Annotated in this window: 23 protein-coding genes; 5 read left to right on the top strand and 18 right to left on the bottom strand. The window is 66.6% G+C overall.

Translation table 11 applies throughout. The annotated features are described in order from the left end of the window. Position 1: 1 nt before the first annotated feature. Entirely contained in the window at positions 2–475 is a 474-nt protein-coding gene (locus tag AC4ELH_RS02730; protein WP_498883188.1) for an SRPBCC family protein, read from the bottom strand. Positions 476–574: 99 nt separating this feature from the next. On the opposite strand from AC4ELH_RS02730, the gene AC4ELH_RS02725 reads away from it, so the two are divergent. Beyond that, on the top strand, positions 575–1,174 hold the full coding sequence (locus AC4ELH_RS02725; protein ID WP_498883187.1) for a TetR/AcrR family transcriptional regulator: 600 nt from the start codon (positions 575–577) through the stop codon (positions 1,172–1,174). 131 nt (positions 1,175–1,305) lie between these two features. Here AC4ELH_RS02725 and metK read toward each other — a convergent pair whose 3' ends face one another. The 5 genes from metK to mihF form a co-directional block, all read right to left on the bottom strand. Further along, positions 1,306–2,505: a methionine adenosyltransferase gene (metK, locus tag AC4ELH_RS02720; protein ID WP_064879727.1), complete on the bottom strand. Its 1,200-nt coding sequence runs from the start codon at positions 2,503–2,505 to the stop codon at positions 1,306–1,308. A 141-nt stretch (positions 2,506–2,646) separates the two neighbouring features. Further along, positions 2,647–3,894, bottom strand: coding sequence for a bifunctional phosphopantothenoylcysteine decarboxylase/phosphopantothenate--cysteine ligase CoaBC (coaBC, locus tag AC4ELH_RS02715; protein ID WP_498883186.1), 1,248 nt, complete (start codon positions 3,892–3,894; stop codon positions 2,647–2,649). A 19-nt stretch (positions 3,895–3,913) separates the two neighbouring features. Further along, positions 3,914–4,234 (bottom strand): DNA-directed RNA polymerase subunit omega, encoded by a 321-nt coding sequence (rpoZ, locus tag AC4ELH_RS02710; RefSeq protein WP_044518192.1) that lies wholly within the window; start codon positions 4,232–4,234, stop codon positions 3,914–3,916. A 91-nt stretch (positions 4,235–4,325) separates the two neighbouring features. Then, positions 4,326–4,919 (bottom strand): guanylate kinase, encoded by a 594-nt coding sequence (gene gmk / locus AC4ELH_RS02705; protein WP_064879723.1) that lies wholly within the window; start codon positions 4,917–4,919, stop codon positions 4,326–4,328. Positions 4,920–4,930: 11 nt separating this feature from the next. Beyond that, positions 4,931–5,245: an integration host factor, actinobacterial type gene (gene mihF, locus AC4ELH_RS02700; protein ID WP_003880790.1), complete on the bottom strand. Its 315-nt coding sequence runs from the start codon at positions 5,243–5,245 to the stop codon at positions 4,931–4,933. Positions 5,246–5,745: 500 nt separating this feature from the next. On the opposite strand from mihF, the gene AC4ELH_RS02695 reads away from it, so the two are divergent. Together AC4ELH_RS02695 and AC4ELH_RS02690 are read left to right on the top strand one after the other, a co-directional pair. Next, positions 5,746–6,168 carry a hypothetical protein gene (locus AC4ELH_RS02695; protein WP_498883185.1) on the top strand — a complete coding sequence of 141 codons (423 nt, stop codon included), beginning with the start codon at positions 5,746–5,748 and terminating at the stop codon, positions 6,166–6,168. A gap of 179 nt (positions 6,169–6,347) precedes the next feature. Beyond that, positions 6,348–7,409 carry a DUF2330 domain-containing protein gene (locus tag AC4ELH_RS02690; protein ID WP_498883184.1) on the top strand — a complete coding sequence of 354 codons (1,062 nt, stop codon included), beginning with the start codon at positions 6,348–6,350 and terminating at the stop codon, positions 7,407–7,409. On the opposite strand, the gene pyrF is transcribed toward AC4ELH_RS02690, so the two are convergent. The 12 genes from pyrF to AC4ELH_RS02630 form a co-directional block, all read right to left on the bottom strand. Further along, on the bottom strand, positions 7,397–8,209 hold the full coding sequence (gene pyrF, locus AC4ELH_RS02685) for an orotidine-5'-phosphate decarboxylase (RefSeq protein ID WP_498883183.1): 813 nt from the start codon (positions 8,207–8,209) through the stop codon (positions 7,397–7,399). The genes AC4ELH_RS02690 and pyrF overlap by 13 nt on opposite strands. 2 nt (positions 8,210–8,211) lie before the next feature. Beyond that, complete coding sequence (gene carB / locus AC4ELH_RS02680) at positions 8,212–11,565, bottom strand: carbamoyl-phosphate synthase large subunit (RefSeq protein ID WP_498883182.1); 3,354 nt, start codon at positions 11,563–11,565, stop codon at positions 8,212–8,214. Continuing rightward, entirely contained in the window at positions 11,566–12,723 is a 1,158-nt protein-coding gene (gene carA / locus AC4ELH_RS02675; RefSeq protein ID WP_498883181.1) for a glutamine-hydrolyzing carbamoyl-phosphate synthase small subunit, read from the bottom strand. After that, positions 12,720–13,220: a PH-like domain-containing protein gene (locus AC4ELH_RS02670; RefSeq protein WP_064879753.1), complete on the bottom strand. Its 501-nt coding sequence runs from the start codon at positions 13,218–13,220 to the stop codon at positions 12,720–12,722. The genes carA and AC4ELH_RS02670 overlap by 4 nt, the downstream gene beginning before the upstream one ends. Next, on the bottom strand, positions 13,217–14,551 hold the full coding sequence (locus AC4ELH_RS02665; protein WP_498883180.1) for a dihydroorotase: 1,335 nt from the start codon (positions 14,549–14,551) through the stop codon (positions 13,217–13,219). The genes AC4ELH_RS02670 and AC4ELH_RS02665 overlap by 4 nt, the downstream gene beginning before the upstream one ends. Continuing rightward, complete coding sequence (locus tag AC4ELH_RS02660; protein WP_064879709.1) at positions 14,548–15,501, bottom strand: aspartate carbamoyltransferase catalytic subunit; 954 nt, start codon at positions 15,499–15,501, stop codon at positions 14,548–14,550. The genes AC4ELH_RS02665 and AC4ELH_RS02660 overlap by 4 nt, the downstream gene beginning before the upstream one ends. Positions 15,502–15,529: 28 nt before the next feature. Next, complete coding sequence (gene pyrR / locus AC4ELH_RS02655) at positions 15,530–16,087, bottom strand: bifunctional pyr operon transcriptional regulator/uracil phosphoribosyltransferase PyrR (RefSeq protein ID WP_064879707.1); 558 nt, start codon at positions 16,085–16,087, stop codon at positions 15,530–15,532. Between the two features lie 101 nt (positions 16,088–16,188). Beyond that, entirely contained in the window at positions 16,189–17,472 is a 1,284-nt protein-coding gene (locus AC4ELH_RS02650; protein ID WP_498883323.1) for an MFS transporter, read from the bottom strand. Between the two features lie 117 nt (positions 17,473–17,589). Continuing rightward, positions 17,590–19,197 carry a flavin-containing monooxygenase gene (locus AC4ELH_RS02645; RefSeq protein ID WP_498883179.1) on the bottom strand — a complete coding sequence of 536 codons (1,608 nt, stop codon included), beginning with the start codon at positions 19,195–19,197 and terminating at the stop codon, positions 17,590–17,592. Between the two features lie 3 nt (positions 19,198–19,200). After that, on the bottom strand, positions 19,201–20,160 hold the full coding sequence (locus AC4ELH_RS02640) for an alpha/beta hydrolase (protein WP_498883178.1): 960 nt from the start codon (positions 20,158–20,160) through the stop codon (positions 19,201–19,203). Positions 20,161–20,164: 4 nt separating this feature from the next. Further along, positions 20,165–21,577, bottom strand: a complete 1,413-nt coding sequence (locus tag AC4ELH_RS02635; protein WP_498883177.1) for an aldehyde dehydrogenase family protein — start codon at positions 21,575–21,577, stop codon at positions 20,165–20,167. A gap of 18 nt (positions 21,578–21,595) precedes the next feature. Next, positions 21,596–22,723, bottom strand: coding sequence for an NDMA-dependent alcohol dehydrogenase (locus tag AC4ELH_RS02630; RefSeq protein ID WP_064879700.1), 1,128 nt, complete (start codon positions 22,721–22,723; stop codon positions 21,596–21,598). A 188-nt stretch (positions 22,724–22,911) separates the two neighbouring features. Between AC4ELH_RS02630 and AC4ELH_RS02625 the strand changes: the two genes are divergently transcribed. Beyond that, positions 22,912–24,000, top strand: a complete 1,089-nt coding sequence (locus tag AC4ELH_RS02625) for an AraC family transcriptional regulator (protein WP_498883176.1) — start codon at positions 22,912–22,914, stop codon at positions 23,998–24,000. Positions 24,001–24,051: 51 nt separating this feature from the next. Further along, entirely contained in the window at positions 24,052–25,254 is a 1,203-nt protein-coding gene (locus tag AC4ELH_RS02620) for a serine hydrolase domain-containing protein (RefSeq protein ID WP_498883175.1), read from the top strand. Positions 25,255–25,832 lie beyond the last annotated feature (578 nt).

The following is a 25,832-nucleotide window of genomic DNA, read 5'->3' as shown; positions in this document are numbered from 1 at the left end:
GTCAGGCCTCGGCGCATGCCTTGATGGCGGCGAGGGTCTGCTCCATTCCGACTTCCAGTTGTTCGGTGAAGGCCTGCTGTCCGCCGAGGTGCGACTCGGTCAGATCGAGCGAAAGTTGCGATATTCCGTCGGGGGTCTCGCGCCGTTGCGTCAGCACCGTGGCACCGGCATCGTCAGCGCTGATCGAGAACGACCAGATCGCATAGTTCTCGGCGATGCGGAAGGCGATCTCTTTCTCCGGCTCGTACCGCACCACCTCGCCGTGCGTGATCCACTCAAGCTCACCCTGGTGGTTGAGGTTGGTGAACGTGGAACCCAGCCGGATGTCATCGTCGGGTTCGCGCAGCTTCACCGATATCACCTGCGGGCTCCACTGTGACATGCGTCGGACGTCGCGGATGATCTCCCAGACCACGGAAGGTGTTGTCTCGATGGCGATCTGGCGTTCCAGTAGCGCCTTGAAGCTGGTGGTCATTACCCCTCCGATCAATACGACCGATCGGTCGCATATTGGCCATTGTCGACCGTACGCGACTCGGCCACCCCACGTCCAGAGTGTGGCTACTGTGAACTGATGACCGTTTTGCCTGCAGCTGACGGGCGGAGAGCGCGTGGCGATGCCACCCGTCGCCTGGTCGCGCGTACCGCTGCAGACATCGCCACCACACACGGCCTGGACGGGATCACCGTGGGTGGCCTGTCCACCTCGACCGGGGTGAGCAAAAGCGGAATCCTCACGGTCTTCGACAACCGGGAGGCGATCCAGCTGGCCGCAGTAGCTGAAGCGCGCCAGGTCTACATCGACGTCGTAATCCGTCCGGCGCTGAGCTGTCCGCCCGGAGCCGCGCGGCTCGATGCCCTTCTCGATTCCTGGTTGGCGTACCTGCGCGCCGAGGTGTTCCCGGGCGGCTGCTTCGTATCGGCGACATCGGTCGAGTTCGGGCATCGCACCGGCCCCGTGGCCGACGCGGTGCGAAATCTCAAGCAGGAGTGGCTGGATCTGCTGGAAAACGAATTCTCCGTAGCGGGTTCACCCGATCCCGCCGAAGACGCCTTCCGGGTCGATGCCTACCTGTGTGCGGGCAACACCCGTCGCGAGCTGTTCGGCACCGATGGCGGACTGGTGCGCGCACGCACACTCGCCGGCCGCGTCGTAGAGCGCTACCGCACCTGATCAACCCCGCCCAGATCAACGCCATGGTCGCTCCGCCCGAAGAATCACGACCATGGCGTTGATCTCGCGGTGACGGTGCCGGGAAACACAACAGCCCCCGATCAGCGATCGGGGGCTGTTGGCAGGAATTGCTAGACCGAGGCCTTCAGGTCCTCGACCTTGTTGAGCTGCTCCCAGGGCAGTTCGATGTCGGTGCGCCCGAAGTGGCCGTAGGCCGCCGTCTGGGCGTAGATCGGCCGCAGCAGGTCCAGGTCACGGATGATCGCGCCGGGGCGCAGATCGAACACGCTGCTGATGGCCTTCTCGATGCGGGCCGGGTCGACGGTCTCGGTGCCGAACGTCTCGACGAACAGGCCGACCGGGGCCGCCTTGCCGATCGCGTAGGCCACCTGGACCTCGACGCGCTCCGCCAGGCCGGCGGCGACGACGTTCTTGGCCACCCAGCGCATCGCGTACGCGGCCGAACGGTCCACCTTTGACGGATCCTTGCCGGAGAAGGCGCCGCCACCGTGACGGGCCCAGCCGCCGTAGGTGTCGACGATGATCTTGCGGCCGGTCAGACCGGCGTCACCCATCGGCCCGCCCAGCACGAACTTGCCGGTCGGGTTGACCAGCAGGCGGAAATCGGAGGTGTCCAGCGTCTCGTGGTTGAGATCGGCCAGCACGGTGTTGACGACCTTCTCCCGGATGTCCGGGGTCAGGGTGCCATCGAGGTCGATGCCGTCGGCGTGCTGCGTCGAGAGCACCACGGTGTCCAGCCGCACCGGGGTCTTGCCGTCGTACTGGATGGTGACCTGCGTCTTGCCGTCCGGGCGCAGGTAATCGAGCACGCCGTTCTTGCGTACCTCGGTCAGCCTCCGCGACAGCCGGTGGGCCAGTGCGATAGGCAGCGGCATCAGTTCGGGGGTGTCGCCGATGGCGTACCCGAACATCAGGCCCTGGTCACCGGCGCCCTGGGAATCCAGCGGATCGCCGGCTCCTTCGACACGCGCCTCGTGGGCGGTGTCCACGCCCTGGGCGATGTCAGGCGACTGCGCGCCGATGGCGATGTTCACACCGCACGAGGCGCCGTCGAAGCCCTTGGTGGACGAGTCGTAACCGATCTCCAGGATGCGGTCACGCACGATCTTCGGGATGTCGGCGTAGGCGGAGGTGGTGACCTCGCCGGCGACGTGCACCTGGCCGGTGGTCACCAGCGTTTCCACCGCGACCCGCGACTTGGGGTCCTGCTCCAGCAGCGCGTCGAGCACCGAGTCGCTGATCGCATCACAGATCTTGTCGGGGTGCCCTTCGGTTACCGACTCACTGGTAAACAGGCGACCTTCGCTCACGGTCCGCTTCCTTCCTTGCCGATCTGAAAAAGTTTTCAGTCTCAAAACTACTTAGTTAGGCGAATAATATCTATGCCCTGTTGCACCCAAGCGCGTGGGACGCCGATGCGCAACCCTTATCCGCACATTGAGTACGTGCCGTCACCCGTCGTGCTTGCCCAGGAACGCCCCGATCGCGTCCACGATACGGGTGGCCATCAGCGTCTTCGAACCGTGCTCGAGTGCAACCTCGGCGCCGTCCGCGCTCAGCAACCAACCGTCGTTGTTGTCCACCTCGAACGCACGGTTCTCCCCCACTGCGTTCACCACCAGCAGATCGCATCCCTTGCGCTGGAGCTTGGCCCTGGCGTGGAACAGCACGTCGCCATTGGCATCGCCGGTCTCGGCGGCGAAGCCGACGATGGCCCGCATGTTCGGCAGCTGTCCCTCGGTCCGGGCGCGCACTGCTCCGGCGAGCACGTCGTCGTTGCGGACGAGGTCGATGGAATTGGGCTCGGAGGCGCTGCCCTTCTTGATCTTGCTGGTGGCCACCTGCGCGGGCCGGAAGTCGGCGACCGCTGCGGCCATCACCAGAACGTTGGCCTCGGGGGCGTACTTGGACACCGCGTCTCGCAACTGGGCGGCAGAACCGATGTGTACGACGTCGACGCCGGCCGGGTCGACCAGACCGGCGGTGTTACCCGCGACGAGCGTCACGTCGGCGCCGCGCTGGGCCAGGACCCGGGCCACGGCGTATCCCTGCTTGCCCGAGCTGCGGTTGCCGATGAACCGCACCGGATCGATGGGTTCACGGGTGCCGCCGGCCGTCACCAGCGCCTTGACGCCGGCCAGGTCATAGGGCAGGGCGTCGCCCCGCTCCAGCAGCAACTGGGCGAACGTGGCGATCTCTTCGGCCTCGGGGAGCCGTCCCGCACCGCTGTCGGCCCCTGTGAGCCGGCCGGACGCCGGTTCGAGCACCACAGCGCCCCGACGGCGCAATGTGGCCACGTTGTCGACGGTGGCCGGGTGAAACCACATCTCGGTGTGCATCGCGGGCGCGAACAGCACCGGACATCGCGCCGTGAGCAGCGTGGCGGTCAACAGGTCGTCGGCGCGGCCTGCCACGGCACGCGCCAGCAGGTCGGCGGTAGCGGGTGCGACGACCACCAGATCGGCCTCCTGGCCGATCCGGACGTGCGGAACCTCGTGCACGTCGGTGAACACACCGGTGTGCACGGGATTGCCCGACAGGGCCTCAAAGGTGGCGGCGCCGACGAAGCGCAGAGCCGACTCGGTGGGCAGCACGCGTACCGAATGGCCCGCCTCGGTGAGTTGGCGGACCAGGGTGCACGCCTTGTAGGCGGCAATGCCGCCGGCCACACCGACGACGATTCGCTTACCCGCGCTCACGTCTCCGGCCCTGGCCTGGCTACTCGCCGCCCTCGGTGTGCTCGAGCAGGTCCTCGTGGATCTCCCGCATCGCGATCGACAGCGGCTTCTCCTGCAGACCGGGCTCGACCAGAGGGCCGACGTACTCAAGAATGCCGTCGCCGAGCTGGTTGTAGTAATCGTTGATCTGACGCGCCCGCTTGGCGGCGTAGATCACCAACGCGTACTTGCTCGACGCGCGGTCCAGCAACTCGTCGATGGGCGGGTTGGTGATGCCCAGCGGCGTGTCGTAGGCGCTGGCGGCGGACGAATCGATGTCGTCCGCAGCGGCCAGCTGCGCATCGGCGTGCGGGGTGCTCACGAAAAAGTCTCCTGGCGGTTGCGTGAATGCGGTTACTGAACAGCGTGCTGGTGGCTCGCGGATCCGATCGCGTCGGTCCCGGCACGATGAGTCATCGGCTGTCCACCAGCAAGGATACCAATTCAGCGCATGCGGTATCCAACTGGCGGTTCACCACAACCTGGTCAAAGTCGGATTTCGCGGCCATTTCGGCCCGCGCCGTCTCCAATCGCCTGGCCATCACCTCGGGCGTCTCGGTGCCGCGACCGGACAAACGGTTGACCAGTTCGTCCCAGCTCGGCGGTGCGAGGAACACCGATACCGCCTCGGGCATGGCCTTCTTGACGGCGCGCGCCCCGGCCAGATCGACCTCGATCAGCACCGGGCGCCCGGCCCGGGTGGCCTCTCGCACCGGCTGCGCCGGCGTCCCCGAGCGCTGCAAACCACCGTGGATTTCAGCCCATTCCAGCAGCTCACCGTCATCGATCAGCTGCTGAAACCGCTCTTTGGACACGAATGTGTAGTCGACTCCGTCGACCTCGCCGGGGCGCGGTGCCCTGGTCGTGACCGAGACGGAGAAATACAAGTCGGGAAGCCGCTCCCGCAGGCAGCGGACCACGGTGGACTTCCCGACGGCGGAGGGACCGGACAACACGACGACCGGAGCCGTCGATGCCTGTTGCCCGGCCCCTCTACCAGCGCTCAATGCGGGCGTCTCTACTGGTCGAACTTCTCCAGGAGGGCCTTGCGCTGACGATCACCGAGGCCGCGCAGACGGCGGGTCGGGGCGATCTCCAGCTCGGTCATGATTTCCTGCGCCTTGACCTTGCCGACCTTGGGCAGGGCCTCCAGCAGCGCGGAGACCTTCATCTTGCCCAAGACCTCATCGGTCTCGGCGTCGGTGAGCACCTGCTTGAGGTTGGTGCCGCCACGCTTGAGTCGATCCTTGAGCTCGGCTCGCGCTCGACGTGCGGCAGCAGCCTTCTCCAACGCTGCCGCGCGCTGTTCGTCGGTCAACTGGGGAAGGGCCACGGTTTCCTCCGTCTCCTGGCGATTTCTCTTCGGCCATCACTTGTTTTGTACGGCTGGAGTGCAAACCAGCCAGCGACGACGACCGTACCCACGCTGGCTGACGAACGCTAACCCCACCCCCTGGTTACGGCGCTAAAAGCCCAGCGTGTAGTGCGCTCCGCCGGCCGCCGGTTTTTCGCCGAAATCACGGCTCAGCATCGATGCAGGCGGCCCCGGAGGCCGGATATTCCTGCAAGTCAATGGTTTTCGAGGACCCGCCAGCTAAGTCCGAAGAGGCCCCGCCCCCTCGGCGGTGCCCCCAAAACCTGGGATTACCGGCGGGTAAAAAAAGTTTTCGCTGGTCACGGCGTGTCGGGCGTGTCGGAACGGGTGACGCGCACGTCAAACGTCGGCGTATGCACGACGCCTAACCCCCGCCTAGTTGCCGCATAGCGAATACACAGCTCGGCTAAATAGCCTCCGATGATCGGGTATCTGACGCCCGTGAAGGGAAGCTAGACATGAACATCAAGCGTCTCACCTGCGCTTCTGCCCTGGCGGTGACCCTCGGAGCCGCCACCCTGAGCGCCGGGACCGGGCTCGCGGCCGCCCAACCCGGGCCACCGTGCAACTTCGGCAACTGCCAGGGCCCGGGAGGACCGGGTGACCATGGCGGGCCTGGATGGCAGGGCGACCACGGCGGACCCGGCGACCGCGGGCCAGGCGGCCCCGGAGGACCTGGATGGCCCGGCGACCACGGCGGACCAGATGACCGCGGTGGGCACTGGGGCCCCCCGCCCCCCGATCTGTCCTGGCGTGGGATGGACCAGGGCCGTTTCGACCACCAGCCGTTCAACTACAACGGCAGGTGGGTGACACCGCTGTTCAACCCGGACTTCAACGGATGGGGCTTCTGGTTCTTCGGAATCTGGATCCCGCTGTGACCCGGTGCGCCTCACCGCATCTGGCAACGCACTGACCAAACTGGTTGTATCCGAGCAATTCTCGTCGAGAGGATACGGCCGCCCAATCGGGCAAACCGAGGAGTGCTGACGAAAAGGCGGGCCGCCACCGGGACGGCCCGCTTTTTCCGTCTCTTCGATGCCTTGCAACCCCATACGATATGACCGTGATCCGATCGGCGAGCGCGGTACTCATCCTGCTGTTGATCGGATTGACAGCGAACGTCGCAGCCCCGGCCTGGGCTTGTGGGTGCGGCGCGTACATCCCGGACCGTGCGGGCGCCAGCGTCGCCGACGAGCGTGCACTCGTCGCGTGGGACGGTGTCACCGAGGACATCCTGATGTCGTTCAACGTGCGAGGCGGCTCGTCGAAGGCTGCCTGGATCATGCCGGTGCCGTCAGAGGCCGAGGTCACGCTCGGCGAACCGGCCGTGTTCAGTGCACTGGCCGCGCTGTCGGCACCGCGTATCGAGTATCGCGACTCCTGGTGGCCGTCGTTCGGTTGGTTGCCGGGGATGGTCTCCCAGCGCGGAGACGGCCTTGTCAGCGCTGCCGCTCCCGACGGGGTCACGGTGCGCAGCCAGCAGCGACTCGGGCCGTTCAATGTCACCCGGCTGGCCTCTGACGATCCCCACGCATTGGCGTCGTGGTTGTCGGAGAAGGGTTTTCCGCAGCCGCCGAGCCTCGCTGAGGACCTCACGCCCTACATCGCCGGTGGTTGGGAGATCGTGGCCATTCAGCTGTTTCCCGACGCGGCCGGCCAGACCCTGACCGGGAATCTGCAGCCATTGCGGTTGTCGTTCGCCTCCGACACCGTGATCTACCCGATGCGCCTGTCCCGTGCGGCCAAACTCCCGCTGGCCGTCGACCTGTGTGTGCTGGCCAACCACCGCATGGATCCGACCGCATTCCCGGTCTCCGGACGGAAGCCCGAGCTGCAGTTCGCCGGACGCATATCGGGCGGGATCCGCGAGCTCGATACGTTCCTCGAAGCGGGGAATTACCTGACCCGGTGGACCGACACAATCGACTCCCCCGCATCGATCGACGGGGATTACGGCTTCGCACCTGCTGCTTCGGACACCGACTACCAGGAAGTTATCTACCGCGAACGAGATCGCGGGGATCTCACCGGCCTCGCTCTGTTGGCCGCCGCCGCCATCGGTGCGGTGTTCGTCATCGTTCGGACGCTCAGGATCCGCGGCCGCCCTCAGGCGAGGTAGGCGACCTCGTCACGCAGGCGCTCGGCGGCCGCGCGCACATCGGCCACCGCGGGACCGGCCCGGAGCACCTCGCGGGACACCGCGGGCAGAACCAGTCGGGCCCCGCCGAGCCCACCCAGCGCGTCGGCACGCCCGCCCTGAGCACCAACACCGGGCACCAGCACCGGCCCGCCCAGCGCACTCAGATCAGGCAGGTCCGTCACGGTGGCCCCGACCACCACACCGACCGATCCGGTGGAGTGAGCGGCGATCCGATTCACCTCAGCGACGGAATCGACGATGGACTGAGCCACGGTGCGCGACCCGGCCATCGCGCGCTGCACACTCGCCCCCTCCGGGTTGGAGGTCGCGGCCAGCACGAACACTCCACGACCATTGGCCGCGGCGGTGTCCAGCAGCGGCTGCAGCGAACCGAACCCCAGATACGGCGACGCGGTGACCGCGTCGGCCGCCAGTGGCGAATCACCGGCCCAGGCCGCCGCATAGGCGGCCATGGTCGAGCCGATGTCCCCGCGCTTGGCATCGGCCAGCACCAGTACCCCGGCCTCGCGCAGCGCACCCATGGTGCGTTCGAGCACCGCGAACCCCGCTGAGCCGTAGGCCTCGAAGAACGCCACCTGCGGCTTGACCATCGCGAAGCCCGCGAACGCCGTCACGCAGATGTCGCTGAACGCGGCCAGTCCGTCGGCATCGGTGGACAGGCCCCACGCCCGCAGCAGTTCGGGATGGGGGTCGATGCCGGGGCACAGCGGTCCCCGCTCCGACACCGCGGTGGCCAGCCGTTGCCCGAAAGCGTCCATGGTCAGCGCGATTCCAACTCGCTGTGCAGTTCCTGCAGTGACATCACGCCGATGTCGCCGCGGATGGCCGCCTCGATGCCCTGCACCGCGGCGGAGGCACCCTGCACCGTCGTCACGCACGGGATGTTCATCGACACTGCGGCCGAACGGATCTCGTAACCGTCGACGCGCGGCCCGGAATTTCCGTACGGCGTGTTGATCACCATGTCGACCTCGCCGGCCTTGATGGCGTCGACCGACGACGGCAGCGGCGCATCTCCGTGCGGTTCCTCGGAGTGCTTGCGCACTTCGTCGCAGGGAATACCGTTGCGGCGCAGCATCTCTGCGGTACCCTCCGTGGCCAGTACCCGGAATCCGAGGTCGGCCAGGCGCTTGACCGGGAACACCAGCGACCGCTTGTCGCGGTTGGCCACCGACACGAAGACGGTGCCCGAGGTCGGCAGCGACCCGTAGGCCGCGGTCTGGCTCTTGGCGAACGCGGTACCGAAATCGTGGTCGATGCCCATCACTTCGCCGGTCGACTTCATCTCCGGTCCCAGCAGCGAGTCGACCTGCGCACCGTCGGCCCGGCGGAACCGGTGGAACGGCAGCACGGCTTCCTTGACCGCCACCGGCGCATTGCGGGCAATGGCGGCCCCGTCGCCGGTCTTGTTCAGCAGACCCTCCGTGCGCAACTCGGCGATGGTGGCACCCAGCATCACCCGAGCACAGGCCTTCGCCAGCGGCACCGCGGTGGCCTTGGAAACGAACGGCACGGTACGGCTGGCGCGGGGGTTGGCCTCCAGGACGTAGAGCACGTCGTCCTTGAGCGCGTACTGCACGTTGAGCAGTCCCACCACGCCGATGCCGTGGGCGATGGCCTCCGTCGCGCGGCGCACCGCTTCGATGTCACTGCGCCCCAAGGTGACCGGGGGCAGCGCGCACGCCGAGTCACCGGAGTGGATGCCGGCCTCCTCGATGTGCTCCATGATGCCGCCGATGTACACCTCGTTGCCGTCGCACAGCGCGTCGACGTCGATCTCGATCGCGTCTTCGAGGAACCGGTCGACCAGCACCGGGTGTTCCGGGGACAGCTGGGTGGCACGGGCGATGTAGCCCTCCAGGGTCGCCTCGTCGTAGACGATCTCCATCCCACGCCCGCCCAGCACGTAGGAGGGGCGCACCAGCACGGGGTAGCCGATGTCGGAGGCGATCCGCCGGGCCTGCTCGAAGCTGGTGGCGGTGCCGAACCGCGGGGCGGGCAGACCGGCGTTGACCAGAACTTCGCCGAAAAGCCCGCGGTCCTCGGCCAAGTCGATGGCCTCGGGCCCGGTACCCACGATGGGGACCCCGGCCGCCTCGAGACGCTTGGCCAGACCGAGCGGCGTCTGACCGCCGAGCTGCACGATGACGCCGACGACGCCGGGACCGGTCCCGTCCTCGCCCTTGCCCGAGGCGTCCTCGGCGTAATAGACCTCCAGCACGTCCTCGAAGGTGAGCGGCTCGAAGTACAACCGATCGGCGGTGTCGTAGTCGGTGGACACCGTCTCGGGGTTGCAGTTGACCATCACGGTTTCGAAGCCGACCGCACTCAGTGTGGTCGCGGCATGCACACAGCTGTAGTCGAACTCGATGCCCTGGCCGATGCGGTTCGGGCCCGATCCCAGGATCAGCACCTTGGGCTTCTCGGTCTGCGGGGCCACCTCGGTCTCGGCCGCGGGGTCGAGCTCGTAGCTGCTGTAGTGGTACGGCGTCTTGGCGTCGAACTCGGCCGCGCAGGTGTCGACGGTCTTGTACACCGGATGGATGCCGAGCCTGCGGCGCAGCGCGCGCACCCCGGACTCACCGGCCAGTTCCGGCCGCAGAGCGGCGATCTGGCGGTCCGACAGGCCGCTGTGCTTGGCCCGCCGCAGCAGTTCGGCGTCGAGCACCGGCGCTTCCAGCAGTTCGACGCGCAGCGCGACCAGTCCGGCGATCTGCTCGATGAACCACGGGTCGACGCCGGAGGCCTCGGCCACCTGCTCGACGCTGGCGCCCAGACGCAGTGCGTGTTCGATGTCGTAGAGCCTGCCGTCCACGGCGGTGCGCAGGCCGGTCAGCAGCTGCTCGACCGTCAGGTCGGGGTCCGGCCCGGTCCAGAAGCCGGCCCGGCTGGTCTCCAGCGACCGCATCACCTTGCCGAGGGCCTCGATGAAGTTGCGGCCCAACGACATCGCCTCGCCGACCGACTTCATCGTGGTGGTCAGCGTGGCGTCAGCCCCGGGGAACTTCTCGAACGCGAACCGCGGCGCCTTGACCACGACGTAGTCCAGCGTGGGCTCGAAGCAGGCCGGGGTTTCCTTGGTGATGTCGTTGACGATCTCGTCGAGCGTGTAGCCGATGGCCAGCTTCGCCGCGATCTTGGCGATCGGGAACCCGGTGGCCTTCGAAGCCAGCGCCGAGGACCGCGAGACGCGCGGGTTCATCTCGATGACGATGAGCCGTCCATCTGCCGGGTTGATCGCGAACTGGATGTTGCAGCCGCCGGTGTCGACGCCCACCTCACGCAGGATGTCGATGCCCACGTCGCGCATCTTCTGGTACTCGCGGTCGGTCAGCGTCATCGCCGGGGCAACGGTCACCGAGTCCCCGGTGTGCACGCCCATCGGGTCGAAGTTCTCGATCGAGCACACCACCACGACGTTGTCGCGGTGGTCACGCATCAGCTCGAGCTCGAATTCCTTCCAGCCGTAGATGGATTCCTCGATCAGCACGTTCGCCGTCGGTGAGGCGGACAACCCGTCACCGGCCATCCGCTCGACGTCCTCGGCCGAGTACGCCATGCCGGATCCGAGGCCGCCCATGGTGAAGCTGGGCCGGACCACGACGGGCAGCCCCAGATCGGCGACGGTCTCGCGGACCTCGTCCATAGTGAAACAGACACGGCTGCGCGCGGACTCACCGCCCACCTTGGCGACGATGTCCTTGAACTTCTGCCGGTCCTCACCGCGCTGGATCGCCTCGAAATCAGCGCCGATCATCTCGACGCCGTACTTTTCGAGGACACCGTTGTCGTGCAGGGCCACCGCGGTGTTCAGCGCGGTCTGCCCGCCGAGGGTGGCCAGGACGGCGTCGATCTTGTTGCCGCGCTCGGCCTGCTGGACGATGACTTTCTCGACGAACTCCCAGGTGATCGGCTCGACATAGGTGTTGTCGGCGTACTCGGGGTCGGTCATGATCGTCGCCGGGTTCGAGTTGACCAGGCTGACCTGGATCCCCTCGGAGCGCAGCACCCGGCAGGCCTGGGTACCTGAATAGTCGAATTCACAGGCCTGGCCGATGACGATCGGGCCGGACCCGATCACCAGCACGTGGTTGAGGTCAGAGCGACGTGGCATTTACTTCTCTCCTGCCATCAGGTCTACGAACTGGTCGAACAGGTACTCGGCGTCGTGCGGGCCGGCCGCGGCCTCCGGGTGGTACTGCACCGAGAACGCCCGGCCGTTGGCCAGCCGGATGCCCTCGACCACACCGTCGTTGGCGCAGGTGTGGCTGACCTCGGCTGATCCGAAGGGGGTATCAAAAACCTCGCCCTTCTCTCCTTCTAATGCGAACCCGTGGTTCTGGGCGGTGATCGCCACCCGCCCGGTGATGTGGTCGATGACCGGGATGTTGATGCCGCGGTGGCCGAACACCATCTTGTAGGTGGACCGGCCCAGGGCGCGGCCCAGGATCTGGTTGCCGAAGCAGATGCCGAACAACGGGATTCCCGCACTCAGAACCTCGCGGGTCACCGCGACGATGTGATCGGCGGTGGCCGGGTCGCCGGGCCCGTTGGACAGGAACACCCCGTCCGGCTTGAGATCGGCGATCTGATCGAAGCTCACCGATGACGGCAGCACGTGGCTGCGGATCCCGCGTCGCGCGAAGTTGCGCGGGGTGTTGGTCTTGATACCCAGGTCGACTGCCGCGACCGTAAACCGGTGGCCGCCTTCTGGTTCCACAATGTAGGAACTCTGCGTGCTGACCTGCCCCGCCAGATCCGCACCCAGCATCGAGGGCTGGTCCAGTACGCGGGCGACCAACTCGTCCAAGGACGCGTCCCCTGAGCCCGATGTCGCCGCTAACGCGGCTCCGCCGAACACCCCGGCCTTCATCGACCCGCGGGTGCGCAGGTGGCGCACAACTGCCCGGGTGTCGATCCCGGCGATGCCCACGATGCCCTGACGGACCAGCTCGTCGTCGAGGGTGCCGCTGGCGCGCCAGTTCGACGCCCGCGGCGAGGGGTCACGCACCGCGTAACCGGCCACCCAGATCTTGTCGTCGCGGCTTTCACCGTCTTCGTTGTTCCAGCCCGTGTTGCCGATCTGCGGTGCCGTGGCCACCACGATCTGACCGTGATAGCTCGGGTCGGTCAGCGTTTCCTGGTAGCCCGACATGCCGGTGGAGAACACCGCCTCGCCGAGGGTCTGCCCGACCGCACCGAATGTGGTACCGGTGAAGACGCGCCCGTCCTCCAGTACCAGGACCGCCTTGCCGTTCCGATTGTTCGTCATACCTCTTCCTCCAGCCAGCGGTCGTACTCTGCGCGATTGTCGGCGCGGAACCCGGTGTCGATCTCGGTGCCCGAGGGCAACCTCCACCTGATGGCCAGGATTCCGTCGTAAGTCAGTGCCTTGCCTGCGATCCCACGCTCGGTTCTGATCGCGGTGACAGACTCGGCGGGAATCCAGACCGGACCGGCCCCGCTGCGCTGCAACATGATTCCCTCGGGGTAACGGGTCAACACGGCCTTGGCCCGGAAGCCCAGGCTGCCGGCGGCCACCTTGTCGTTCCAGTGCGGCACCACCGTGCTGCCCACGTACATGCCCTTCATGGGCGGGATGATCGATGCGCTGACCGTGTCGGGCAGCGGCGGCAGGGTTCCGATCAGTTCGGCCTGGCGCTGCGCGCGATGCAGCCAGCCGCGCATCATCTGGCGGATCAGGAAAGCGATCAGCACAGCCAGCAGCGCGGCCAGGATCAGCGATGCGATCAGCGTGGGGGTGTTCACGGCGCCGATCCCCGGGTCGCTGCGCTCCTGCCCGCCGGAAGACACTTCCCGTGCAGCGCAGTGATCTTGCCCCGCAACAGTGTGGCGGTCACGGTCGCGGGCAGCGTCATCGATTCGAAGGGCGTGTTGTCCGAGCGGCTGGCCAGCTCGTCTCCTTCGACCGTCCAGGTCGCATCGGGATCGACCACGGTGAGGTTGGCGGGCTCGCCCACCTCCAGCGGCCGGCCCTGATCCGGCAGGCCGACGATGGCTGCCGGCGCCTCGCTCATCACCTTGGCTACCCCGCGCCAGGTCAGCAGGCCGGGACGCACCATGGTCTCGGCCACCACCGACAGCGCGGTCTGCAGGCCGAGCATGCCCGGACGGGCAACCGAGAATTCGCAGCACTTCTCGTGCTCGGCATGCGGCGCGTGATCGGTGGCCACGCAGTCGATGACCCCGTCTGCCAATGCCTGCCGCAGCGCAACGGCATCACTCGCTTCGCGCAGCGGCGGGTTGACCCGGTTGCGTCCGTCGTAGCCGGCCAGCCTGCCGTCGTCGAGCAGCAGGTGGTGCGGCGTGACCTCGGCGGTGATCGAAATGCCTTGCGCCTTGGCCCACTTCAGCAGTTCGACGGTGCCGGCGGTGGAGGCGTGGCAGATGTGTACCCGGGCACCGGCATCGCGGGCCAGGATCGCGTCGCGGGCCACGATCGATTCCTCGGCCGAACGCGGCCACCCCGCCAACCCGAGTTTGGCCGCGTTGGGCCCTTCGTGCGCGACCGCGCCGACGGTCAGCCGCGGCTCTTCGGCGTGCTGGGCGATGAGCACCCCCAGGCCGGTGGCGTATTCGAGGGCACGCCGCATGACCAGCGGATCATCGACGCACAGACCGTCGTCGGAGAACATCCGCACCTGACCGACGCTGTCGGCCATCAGGCCCATCTCGGTGAGCTGCTTGCCCTTCAGGCCGACGGTGACCGCACCGACCGGGTGCACGTCGACCAGGCCCACCTGCTGGCCGCGGTTCCACACGTGGTCGGTGACCACCGCGGAATCGGCGACCGGATCGGTATTGGCCATCGCGAACACCGCGGTGTATCCACCGAGAGCCGCGGCGGCCGAACCGGTTTCGATGTCCTCGGCGTATTCGCGGCCCGGCTCGCGCAGATGGGTGTGCAGGTCGACGAAGCCCGGCAGGAGCACCTGGCCGGCGGCCTCGATCACCTCGGCGTCCTTGGGCGCCTTGAGTGCAGAGCCGATCTCGGCGATCTGGCCGTCGGCGATCAGTACGTCGAGTTGGTCGCCTTCGCCGTAGAGGCGTGCACCGCGAATGAGTACCTGCTGCGTCATACGCTGATCGCCTCCCGATCCGCGCCCACCAGCAGATGGAACAGCACCGCCATCCGCACGTGGACACCATTTGAAACCTGTTGCAGAACAGCTGATTGCGAGGAATCGGCAACCGGGAACGCGATCTCCATGCCGCGCACCATCGGTCCCGGGTGCAGCACCACGGCGTTACCGGGCAGCATGGCCTGACGCTTCTCGGACAATCCGTAGCGCACCGAGTACTCACGGGCCGAAGGGAAGAACGCGCCGTTCATCCGCTCGGCCTGCACGCGCAGCATCAACACGGCGTCGGCTGCGGGCAACTCGGCATCCAGGTCGTGCGACACCGTGACCGGCCACCCGGACACCCCGACCGGCAGCAGCGTGGGCGGCGCCACCAGCACCACCTCGGCGCCAAGGGTGCTCAGCAGCGACACATTCGAACGGGCGACGCGGCTGTGCAGCACATCGCCGACGATCACCACACGCTTGCCCTCGATGGAGCCGAGACGCTGGCGGATGGTCAACGCGTCGAGCAGGGCCTGGGTCGGGTGCTCATGGGTTCCGTCACCGGCATTGATCACGCTGGGACCGCCGGTCTCCTCGGCCGTCCACTCGGCGAGCTGTTGTGCGGCGCCCGAGTGAGGATGGCGGATGATCAGGGCGTCGGCGCCGGCGGCACGCAGGGTCAGCGCGGTATCGCGAAGCGACTCTCCTTTGGCCACCGAGGATCCCGACGAGCTGACGTTGATCACATCGGCGCTCATCCACTTGCCCGCGACCTCGAACGACACCCGGGTCCGGGTGGAGTTCTCGTAGAACATGGTGATGACGGTGCGGCCGCGCAGCGTGGGCAGCTTCTTGATCTCGCGGCCCAGCAGTGCTTCGCGGAACCGGTCGGCGTCGTCGAGGATCGCCGTAGCGTCATCCCGGCTCAGATCCGCTGCCGACAGAAGATGACGTGTCGTCATAGCGGTCGATTCCTCACGCAAGCGTTCGTCATTTCGAAATCACTACCCCATCACGGTCGTCATCCTCGGACAGCAGCACATGGACGCTCTCGGTGCGCGAGGTCGGCACGTTCTTGCCGACGTAATCGGCGCGGACCGGCAGTTCCCGGTGACCGCGGTCGACGAGCACCGCCAGTTGCACCACCCGCGGGCGACCGATGTCACGCAGCGCATCCAGCGCTGAGCGCACCGAGCGCCCGGAGTACAGCACGTCGTCGACGAGGATCACGACGGCGTCGTCGATGCCGCCGGGCGGAATCGAGGTGGCCGCCAGTGGTCGCGGCGGCTTGAAGTTGAGGTCGTCGCGGTAGAGCGTGATGTCAAGCGCACCGACGGGCAACGCCACATCGGCGAACTCGTTGATCTTGGCGGCCAACCGCCTGGCGAGGGTCACACCGCGCGTGGGGATGCCGAGGAGAACGACCCGTTCGCGTTCGGCGGGATCGTCAAGAGCGGTCTTCTCGATGATCTGATGAGCGATCCGGGAAACGGTGCGGCCGACGTCCGCCGCAGACAACAATTCCCGGTCGGTACCTGAAGAGCCCATGAGGTGACTCTGACCTCCTTCTCCGCCTCTCGGGACGGATCGTTAAAGGACGTCGAACTGCCAGGCAGCTTAGCAGGCCGCAAACCTCCGACCGGCCACGGTCACCCCGCAGTGTCACTCATCACGGCGTCCAGTTCGGTTCCCTTCGTCTCGGGCAGCAACAGCGTCGAGACGATGCTGACGACGACGAATACCGCCATCATCGCCCCAACAGCCCAGCTACCGAGCGTGGCCACCAGAGCACCGGCGACCAGTGGCGGTATCGCTCCGCCCACGATGCCAGCCAGATTGAACGACAGGCCGGCGCCGGTGTAGCGGTATCGGGTGGCGAAGATCTCAGGCAGGAAGGATCCGATCGGCCCGTAGGACAGGCCGAAGATGCAGAAGATGCCGGCGATCGCCACCGCGAAACCCACCGGTGAACCGGAGTCGATCAGCGGCATCACGACGAACGCCCATGGCAGGGCCAGCCCGAAGCCGGCAAGGATGACGCGCCTCCGGCCGTACCGGTCGCACAGCACCGCCGAGATCGCCGAGAAGACCATCAGCGCGACGCCGGCGAGCACACCGACACCGAGGATGAGGCTGCGCGGATGCCCGATAGGTGTGCTGGCGTAGCTCATCAGGTAGGTGCCACCGAGGAAGCTCATGGTGAAAATGCCGACCATGCAACCCGCGGCTAGCGCCACCTGCCGGGTCTGGGTCCGGAACAGTTCGCTCAGCGGCGCCTTGGGCACACCGCCGGTCACCTGTTCCCGGGCGAAGACGGGTGTCTCGTCGATGCTGAGCCGCACGTAGAGCGCCACGATCAGCAGTACTGCGCTGAACAAGAACGGCAACCGCCAGCCCCAGTCGAGAAAGACCGCGCTCTTCTCGCCGATGGTCAGGCTCACGATGAAGACCACCAGATTGCTCACCGCAAGACCGGCGCCGGCGCCGAGCTGGGTGAACATCCCGTACATACCGCGCTTCCCGACGGGCGCGTACTCGGCGCTGAGCAGCGCCGACCCCGCCCATTCGCCACCCACGGCGAACCCCTGGAGCAGTCGCAGGGCCAGGAGGATGATCGGGGCGGCGACGCCGATGGTCGCGGAGCTGGGCACCAGCCCGACGCACACCGTCGACAACCCCATGATCAACAGCGTGGCGATCAGAGTCTTCTTGCGGCCCAACCGATCTCCGAAATGGCCGAACACTGCCGCACCGACGGGGCGGGACAGAAATGCGACCGCGAACGTGCCGAGCGACGAGATGGTCGCCATCGTGGGGCTCATGTTCGGGAAGAACACGTGGGGAAAGATCAGCGCCGCGGCGGTGCCGTAGATGTAGAAGTCGTAGAACTCGATCGCCGTGCCGACGAAGCTGGCGAACGCCACCCGCTTCATGGTGTGGGCCTCCGGAGTCGCGACGGAGCTCGGTTCGCCGTCGATCTGGTCCTGCTGGGTCATCTGCCTCTTCTCACGCCACGAACTTCGCCCGAGAAGTATCACCCAGCAGTTGGGTCAGACCATCTCGAATCCGTGATAACCCGCCACGGCCACGCCGTCACCGATCTGCTTGTAGACGCCGACACCGGCGACGAACGGCAGGAACACCCGTCGCTTACCGGGCACGTTGGCACCCATGTACCAGGACGCGGCTTGCGGCAGCAGGGTCAGGTCGGCGGTGTCGTTGGTGATGTTCACCCAGTTGTCCTCGGCCCCGATGTCGGCTTCCATCCGGTTCAGGCCGTGCTCGCGCAGGTGCACCAGTGCGGCACTGATCCACTCGACGTGGTACTCGATCGAGGTGAGCATGTTGGACAGCACTGAGGGACTCTGCGGCCCGGTGACGGTGAAGAGGTTCGGGAATCCCGCCGACATCAAGCCGAGATACGTCCGCGGGCCCGCGGCCCATTTCTCCCGCAGCGTGTGGGTGGCGCCGGTCTCGTCGACGGCCCGGATGTCGATGGCGTTCAGCGCGCCGGTCATGGCATCGAATCCGGTGGCCAGCACGATCACGTCGAACTCGTACTCGGTGTCACCGGCGAGGATGCCGCGTGCCGTGATCCGGTGCAGCGGTTCGTCGTTGAGGTCGATGAGCTCCACGTTGTCCTGGTTGTAGACCTCGTAGTAACCGGTGTCGACGCACATCCGCTTGGCCGCGATCGGATAGCCGCGCGGCGTCAGCTTCTCGGCGAGCCGAGGGTCGGTGACCTTCTGACGAATTCGCTCGCGCACATACTCGGCGGCGGTCTCGTTGGCGACCGGATCCAACAGCAGGTCGTAGAACGACTGCTGGAAACACAGGCCGCCGTCATCCCAGCGCCGGTCGAGCTCGGCACGGGAGGTGCCGCTGTCGAGATCGCCGAAGAACGGGGGCAGCGCCGCACCGTCGCCGCACTGCGCGCCGCCCCGCGACAGGCGGCTGACGTCGCGAAACTGCGGGTAACGCTGTTTGACGTCGGCGAGCTCGTCGGCGATCAGCCGGTTCTGCGCCGGGACGGCGTACGGGGGCGTGCGCTGAAACACGGTCAGTGCGCCCACCACCGGTGCGATCGCGGTGATCGTCTGCACGCCAGAGGAACCGGTGCCGACGACGGCAACCCGTTTGCCCTCAAGGTCCGCGCCGTCGGCGGGCCAGTCCCAGGTCCAGAGGACGTCACCGGCGAAATCTTCCAGTCCCTCGAACGACGGCATCAACGGTTTGGACAGGCATCCGGTCGCCGCGATCACGAAGTTCGCGCTGATTTGGGCGCCCGCTTCGGTCGTGACGGTCCACTCGTTTCTGGTGCCGTCGAAATCCATTGCGACAACCCTGGTATCGAAGGTGATGTCGCGACGGAGGTCGAAGCGGTCGGCAACATGCTTGGCGTAGGCGAGCAGTTCCGGCTGAGCAGCGTAACGCTCGGTCCAGTTCCACGACTGCTGCAACTGCGAGTCGAACGAGTATGAGTATTCGATTGATTCGATGTCGCAGCGGGCCCCCGGGTACCGGTTCCAGTACCAGGTGCCACCCACCTCCGGCCCGGCCTCAAGGACGCGTGCGTCGAATCCGAGCTCACGTAACTTGTAGAGCTGGTAAAGCCCGGCGAATCCGGCACCGATGATGATCACGTCGTGATCGGCCACCACTCACACCGCCTTTCGGTCGGACCGGTACGCGTCGAGGAACGACCCGATGCTTTTGGCGACCAACGACATTCCGGTCTGGTAACCGGGCAGGATGTTCGCCATCTGGAAATACCCGTGCATTTCGCCGGCCGCCTCCTCCAACGTCACACGCACTCCGGCGTCGGCCAGCGCGGCCGCGTAGGCGACACCCTCGTCGTGCAGCGGGTCGTACTCGGCGACATAGACGAGAGCGGGCGGGAGACCGGCGAGGTTGGGCGCCCGCAACGGTGACGCGTCCGGGTTGGTGCGCCGGGCCTGGTCTGGAAGGTAGTGCTCCCAGAACCAGATCATGGTGTCCCGGCCGAGCATCAGCTGATTTTCGGGCGCGACGTACGAGGGCCGGTCGAAGTCGCAGTCAGTAACCGGGTAGACCAATGCCTGGTAGTCGATCCTGGGCCCGTGCCGGTCGCGGGCCCACCGCGTCATCACCGCGGCGATGTTGCCTCCGGCGCTGTCGCCGGCCACGATCAACGGCGCACCGACGGGTGCGTACTCCGCTGCATGCGCTGCGGCCCAGCACAATCCGATCCAACTGTCTTCCAGCGCGGCGGGGAACGGATACTCGGGCGCCTTGCGGTAGTTCACCAGGATCACGGTGGAGTTGGTCAGGTTCGCCAGGTGCCGGCCGACGTGGTCGTACTGCAGATCGATATCGCCGATCACCCATCCACCGCCGTGGAAATACACGATGACCGAACGGGATTCGCCCTCGGGAACGAGAACACGGACCCGGAATTTCCCGCCGTCCTCACCCTCGAGCTTCAGGTTGTGCACCGCGGCCACGTCGGGACCGCGTCCGCTCATGCCGGCGAAGATCGGCCCGGCCATCCGCGCGATCGCCGGCGTGCCCTCGTGCATCGGTGGGTCGCGGGTCTCCGCAAGTTGCGCCAGCAGTGCCTGGGTCACCGGTTCTAGCGGCATCAGATCACCGCTGGATCGACTTGATCTCGAGGAATTCCTCGAGCCCGTACCGGCCGGCCTCACGCCCGTTGCCCGACTGCTTGTATCCGCCGAAGGGCGCGTTGGCGTTGAAGGCGCCGGCATTGATCTGCACCTGGCCGGCCCGGATCCGGCGCGCGATGCCCTCGGCACGCTCCGGCGAGGCGGACCAGACCGCCCCGGCCAGGCCGTAATCCGTTGCGTTGGCGATCCGTACCGCGTCGTCCTCCGAGTCGTATGCCTCGATCGCGAGAACCGGGCCGAAGACCTCTTCGGAATGAATCGCCATGTCCTCGGTGACGTCGGAAAACACGGTCGGCCGTACGAAGGCACCTGGACCGTCGGTTGCGGTGTCGCCGCCGGTGACCAGACGTGCCCCTTCGCTCATCGCCGTCTGGATATGGCCGATCACCCGCTCCTGCTGTGCTCGGGACGACAGCGGCCCCAGTGCGGTTCCTTCGTCGCTCGGGTCGCCGACCGGCAGCGCTTCGGCAGTCGCCTTCGCGAGTGCCTCCACCTCGGCCAGTCTGTCGCGCGGGACGATCATGCGGGTCAGCGCCGAACAGGTCTGCCCAGAGTTGAGCATCATCGTCGTGACCGATGCGGGCACCACCGATTCCAGGTCGGCGTCGTCGAGAATGATGTTGGGGCTCTTGCCACCGAGCTCCAGCGAGACACGCTTGACGGTGCGGGCGGCGACTTCCTGCACGCGCCGGCCGGCCCGGGTGGATCCGGTGAAGCTGACGATATCGACGTCGTCATGCCCGGCGATCGCCTCGCCGACATCCGCCCCGGTGCCGAACACCAGGTTGAACACGCCTGGCGGCAGACCGATCTCGTCGATGATCTCGGTCAGCGCGAGCGCGCACAGCGGCGTCACCTCGCTGGGTTTGACGACGACGGTGTTTCCCGCGGCCAATCCGTATGCGACCTTCAGGGCGATCTGATGCAGGGGGTAGTTCCAGGGCGTGATGGCGCCCAGCACGCCGAACGGTTCCCGCACGATCGTCGATCCGCGGTATTCGTTCTCGAACTCGTACTCGCGCACGATGTTGGCGGCCTCGGCGAAACTGTTGAGTGGCAGCCCCAGCTGGATTGCCCGGGAAATCGTGATGGGACAACCCATCTCGGATGAGATGGTTCGGGCCAGGTCTTCGGACCGCTCGGCCAACTTGCCGGCGATCGCGGTGAGGTAATCCGCGCGCTGCCCGACCGGCGTCGCCGACCACGCCGGGAACGCGGCACGTGCGGCTGCGACGGCGGCGTCGACGTCTGCGGCAGTGCCGGCCACCACCTCGGCGATCACCTCGTCGTTCGCCGGGTTGATGACGGGTATGCGGGTGCTGCCGCTCGAAACCGCCCACTTGCCGTCAATGTAGTTGCTGTCTTGGATCTGCATTGATTCCCCCTGTTCGGATCAGTAGTCGGTGTCGGAGTAGACGACGAGGCCGCGAAGGTTCTTGCCGTCGAACATGTCCCGGTAGCCCTGATTGATGTCTTCCAGGCGGTAGCGGGTGGTGACGAGTTCGTCGAGCTTGAGATTGCCGGAGCGGTAGAGATCGAGGAGTCTCGGGATCTGGGTGCGGGGTCCGACGCCGCCGAACACCGCCCCTTGGACCCGCTTCTGCAGCAGGGTCAGCTCGAACAGATTGAGGTCGACGGTCGACTGGGTGAAATCGCCCATGCCGGTGACGATTACCTGTCCGCCCTTGCCGGTCAGGCTCAGCGCCTGCTGGATGTGTTCGCCCTTGATCTCGCCGACCGTGATGATCGTGACCTCAGCCATTTTTCCCCACGTGAGGTCGGGCAGTTCGGCGGCGGCGTCCTCGACGGAGGCGAACGTGTGGGTGGCGCCGAACTCGAGCGCCTTCTTCCGCTTGAAGTCGACCGGGTCGATCGCGACGACGAACCGGGCACCTGCGAACTTCGCACCCTGCACGGCGTTGATGCCGACGCCGCCGATGCCCATCACCACGACCGTGTCGCCGGGGTGGGTGTCGCCGATCTCGGTCGCCGAGCCCCAGCCGGTGGAGACTCCGCAGCCCAGCAGGGCAGCCACCTCCAGCGGCACATCCTTCTCGATCTTGACGACCGAGGCCTGGCTGACCGTGACATACGGCGCGAAGGTGCCGAGCAGGCACATCTGGATGACCGGTTGGCCGTCGCGGGTCACCCGGTACGTCTTGTCGGAGACAGCCTGGCCCGTCAGCAGCCCGGCGCCCTCGTCGCAGAGGTTCTGCAGACCGGTGGCGCACGACGGACACGTGCCGCACGCCGGAATGAAGGCGAGGACGACGTGGTCGCCTTCCTCCAGTCCGGTGACCCCGGGCCCGACCTTGGTGATCACGCCGGCACCCTCGTGCCCGCCGAGTACGGGCATGAACGGCACCGGGCTGCTGCCGGCGACGACGTGTGCGTCCGAGTGGCACAGGCCCGACGCGGCCAGTTTCACCTGCACCTCACCGGCAACCGGGTCCCCCAAGTCAACCTCGCAGATCGTCCATGGTGCGCCGATTTCCTCGACGACAGCGGCCTTGACTTTCACAGAGCGTCTCCTCGCGTGTCATCCGACACAGTTCCGGGCAAACTGAGAGCTGAATCACTCCCCTCGAACCGTAGAGCGGTGGCGCGCCGTCCGACAGGACCGTCCCGGCCACAACTCGACATTTCCGGCCACTTCGGCGGCTCATGCCCTCGTTGACCCCGCTCCCCAGGTCGGCAAAACTGGGCGTCATGACGTCGGTCCTCGCCGAATCCGCTGATCAGGAGGCACTGCCCAGCTCCCCGGTCCTCCAATCGACCAACCGGGTCATAGCGGCCATGACCGACCCCTGGGACCACCCGCGCACTGCGGTTTCGGTAGCGATCATGTGTGAGTGGGCGGCCCGGCGCGGCAGCCCTGCCGAGGCGGTGCTGGCGGGCTCTCACCTCGATGCCTCCTGCCTGACCGACATCGACACCGTCGTCGAGGCCAGTCAGGAGCTCGCGGTGATCCGCAGTCTGGCCGCCCTGTGCGCGGACAGTCCCGGTTCGGGGGTGGAACTGGGCAGCCGCTACCACCTGACCGCCTACGGCTATCTGGGTTATCTCCTGGCTGCGTCGGCCAGCGTGCGGGACACGGTCCATCGGGGCCTGTACTACGCGATGCTGACTTTCGCTTTCTCGACCATGACGGCCCGCATCGACGATGACCACTACGTCCTCGCCTTCGATGCCGGCGACATCCCCGAGGCCATCCGGAGGTTCATCATCGAACGTGATCTGACCGCGGTCATGCAGATCCAGCGCGACACGTTCCCCGACGTCGACGCGGTCCCGCTACACGAAATCAGGTTCGCCTTCCCGGCTCCTTCTGTCGCGGGCCGTGTCGATGTGTACCGGGACTACTTCCGGGTGCCGGTGTCATTCGGATGCGCCCGCAACGAAATCGTCTACGACGTGGGCTATCTCGACCTGGCGCCGCCGATGGCGAATGCCCATACGACCGAGCTGATGGTCGCTCACTGTGACCGCATCCGCGCCGAGCGGTTGCACCACACCGGCGTCGCCGCCCAGGTGCGCGCACATCTGCTCGACCAGTCGTCTCTGGACCTCACCCTGGAAGACGTGGCGCTGCACCTGCACTACGCATCGCGCACATTGCGCAGGCACCTCGAGCGCGAGGGCACCACCTACCGGGCCGTCCTGGACGAGGTACGCCGGAGCGTCGCCGACAATCTCCTGCGGGACCGCATGATTCCGCATTATGAGATCGCTCGCCGGCTCGGGTACCAGGACTGGTCGAGCGTGGTCCGCGCCCGCAGGCGCTGGCGCCGAGGGTGACGCCCGGAGGTAGCGGAGATCGGGACTCCGCCGCTGGATAGGCTGACGCGGATGAATCTCGACGGCAATCAGACGTCCATCCGTGAGGCGATCGACGCCGGGCTGTTGGCCGGCGCGGTCACGCTGGTGTGGCAGGCGGGCAAGGTGCTCCAGGTGAACGCCCTGGGGCACCGCGATGTCGACGCCCGGCTCCCGATGCAACGGGACACCATCTTCCGGATCGCCTCGATGACAAAACCTGTCACGGTGGCGGCGGCGATGACACTGGCCGAGGAGGGCAAGTTCGCGCTGAACGAGCCGGTGACGAAATGGCTGCCGGAACTGGCGGACATGCGTGTGTTGCGCGAGACGCGCGGACCGCTGGACCGCACCGAGCCCGCGCGGCGGCCCATCACCTTCGATGACCTGATGACCCACCGCAGCGGTCTGGCTTACGTTTTCTCGGTGCTGGGGCCGCTGGCGACGGCCTACGGCAAGCTGTCACTGCGCCAGGACCAGGACCGTTGGCTGGCCGAGGTGGCCAAGCTTCCGTTGGCCCATCAGCCCGGTGAACGCCTCACCTACAGTCATTCCACCGATGTATTGGGGATCGCCTTGTCCCGCATCGAGGGCAAGCCGTTGGCCCAGGTTCTGTCCGAACGGATCTTTGAGCCGCTGGGCATGGTCGACACCGGCTTCTCGGTCGACGCCGCCGGCCGGCGACGGGCCGCAACGATGTACCAGCTGACCGCCGAGAACACCTTGACCCACGATGTGATGGGCCCGGCGCCGATCGCCGATCCCCCGTTCTGCACGGGTGGGGCTGGCTTGTTCTCCACCGCCGACGACTATTTGAAGTTCGCCAGGATGCTGCTGGCCGGCGGCACGGTCGACGGGGTGCGCGTGCTGTCCGAGGAGTCGGTCCAGGTGATGCGCACCGATCGGCTCACCCCCGAACAGAAGCAACACCAGTTCCTTGGCGCACCGTTCTGGGTGGGTCGCGGCTTCGGTCTGAACTTGTCGGTGGTCACCGACCCGACAAAGTCACGCCAGTTGTTCGGCCCCGGTGGGTCGGGCACCTTCAGTTGGCCCGGCGCCTACGGCACGTGGTGGCAGGCCGACCCGTCGGCGGACCTGATCCTGATCTATCTGATCCAGAACCATCCGAATCTGTCGGTGGACGCCGCGGCCGTCAGCGGCAACACCTCGACGGCGAAACTTCAGGTGGCCCAACCCCGTTTCGTTCGGCGGACATACCAGGCGCTCGATCTCTGACGTGTGATGACTCGGGCCGTTCGGCTCCCGCACTGGGTCGACCTCGCATCCGCGGGGTGAAACTCATCCCGCACGCTACCGAGACCCTGTCATCCACCGAATCCACCGCGCCTCCACCGGACGGAAAGACGCCGCGACTTCAGAGGTGCGATATCACCACGTCAACTCCCGCCCGTGTCGCATTCTCATTTTCTCCGGCCGAGGCGACGAACACCCAGAATGAGTTGTCCCCCGGGCCGGGACGGCATGACGCCGACACGAAGGCGCCTGCCCGCGAGCCGGACACATCGTTTCCCCTCCTCAGGTTGGCGAATCCTAGGTTGTTCATAGTCGCGAGTGCGATGGTCAGACCATCGTTCGGCGACTCCGGCGCGATATTCAGGAGCTTGCTCCCGACAAACAAGAAGGGCATCTCGGTCCTCCCCCTTTTCTGGCGGTGAATTTCTGGTCAGAGCAACGCAATTCGCGTCGCCTTGAGCACGAACGACTGGGTGAATAACCCGCCGTTTTCCAACCCGACTTCGATGAGCCAAGCGCAGGAATTGCGCTGAGGTCAGTATGGGCAGCCCCTGCAACTC

This window comes from Mycobacterium shunyiense (assembly GCF_058270075.1).
Note: the sequence above shows the minus strand (reverse complement) of the source record. Positions and strands in the feature narration are given on the sequence as shown.

What these genes read in the sequence shown, in the direction of transcription:
- AC4ELH_RS02730 (WP_498883188.1), bottom strand. Translation starts at nt 475, where the DNA reads ATGACCACCAGCTTCAAGGCGCTACTGGAACGCCAGATCGCCATCGAG.
- AC4ELH_RS02725 (WP_498883187.1), top strand. Translation starts at nt 575, where the DNA reads ATGACCGTTTTGCCTGCAGCTGACGGGCGGAGAGCGCGTGGCGATGCC.
- AC4ELH_RS02695 (WP_498883185.1), top strand. Translation starts at nt 5,746, where the DNA reads ATGAACATCAAGCGTCTCACCTGCGCTTCTGCCCTGGCGGTGACCCTC.
- AC4ELH_RS02690 (WP_498883184.1), top strand. Translation starts at nt 6,348, where the DNA reads ATGACCGTGATCCGATCGGCGAGCGCGGTACTCATCCTGCTGTTGATC.
- pyrF (WP_498883183.1), bottom strand. Translation starts at nt 8,209, where the DNA reads ATGGACGCTTTCGGGCAACGGCTGGCCACCGCGGTGTCGGAGCGGGGA.
- carB (WP_498883182.1), bottom strand. Translation starts at nt 11,565, where the DNA reads ATGCCACGTCGCTCTGACCTCAACCACGTGCTGGTGATCGGGTCCGGC.
- carA (WP_498883181.1), bottom strand. Translation starts at nt 12,723, where the DNA reads ATGACGAACAATCGGAACGGCAAGGCGGTCCTGGTACTGGAGGACGGG.
- AC4ELH_RS02665 (WP_498883180.1), bottom strand. Translation starts at nt 14,551, where the DNA reads ATGACGCAGCAGGTACTCATTCGCGGTGCACGCCTCTACGGCGAAGGC.
- AC4ELH_RS02660 (WP_064879709.1), bottom strand. Translation starts at nt 15,501, where the DNA reads ATGACGACACGTCATCTTCTGTCGGCAGCGGATCTGAGCCGGGATGAC.
- pyrR (WP_064879707.1), bottom strand. Translation starts at nt 16,087, where the DNA reads ATGGGCTCTTCAGGTACCGACCGGGAATTGTTGTCTGCGGCGGACGTC.
- AC4ELH_RS02650 (WP_498883323.1), bottom strand. Translation starts at nt 17,472, where the DNA reads ATGAAGCGGGTGGCGTTCGCCAGCTTCGTCGGCACGGCGATCGAGTTC.
- AC4ELH_RS02640 (WP_498883178.1), bottom strand. Translation starts at nt 20,160, where the DNA reads ATGCCGCTAGAACCGGTGACCCAGGCACTGCTGGCGCAACTTGCGGAG.
- AC4ELH_RS02635 (WP_498883177.1), bottom strand. Translation starts at nt 21,577, where the DNA reads ATGCAGATCCAAGACAGCAACTACATTGACGGCAAGTGGGCGGTTTCG.
- AC4ELH_RS02625 (WP_498883176.1), top strand. Translation starts at nt 22,912, where the DNA reads ATGACGTCGGTCCTCGCCGAATCCGCTGATCAGGAGGCACTGCCCAGC.
- AC4ELH_RS02620 (WP_498883175.1), top strand. Translation starts at nt 24,052, where the DNA reads ATGAATCTCGACGGCAATCAGACGTCCATCCGTGAGGCGATCGACGCC.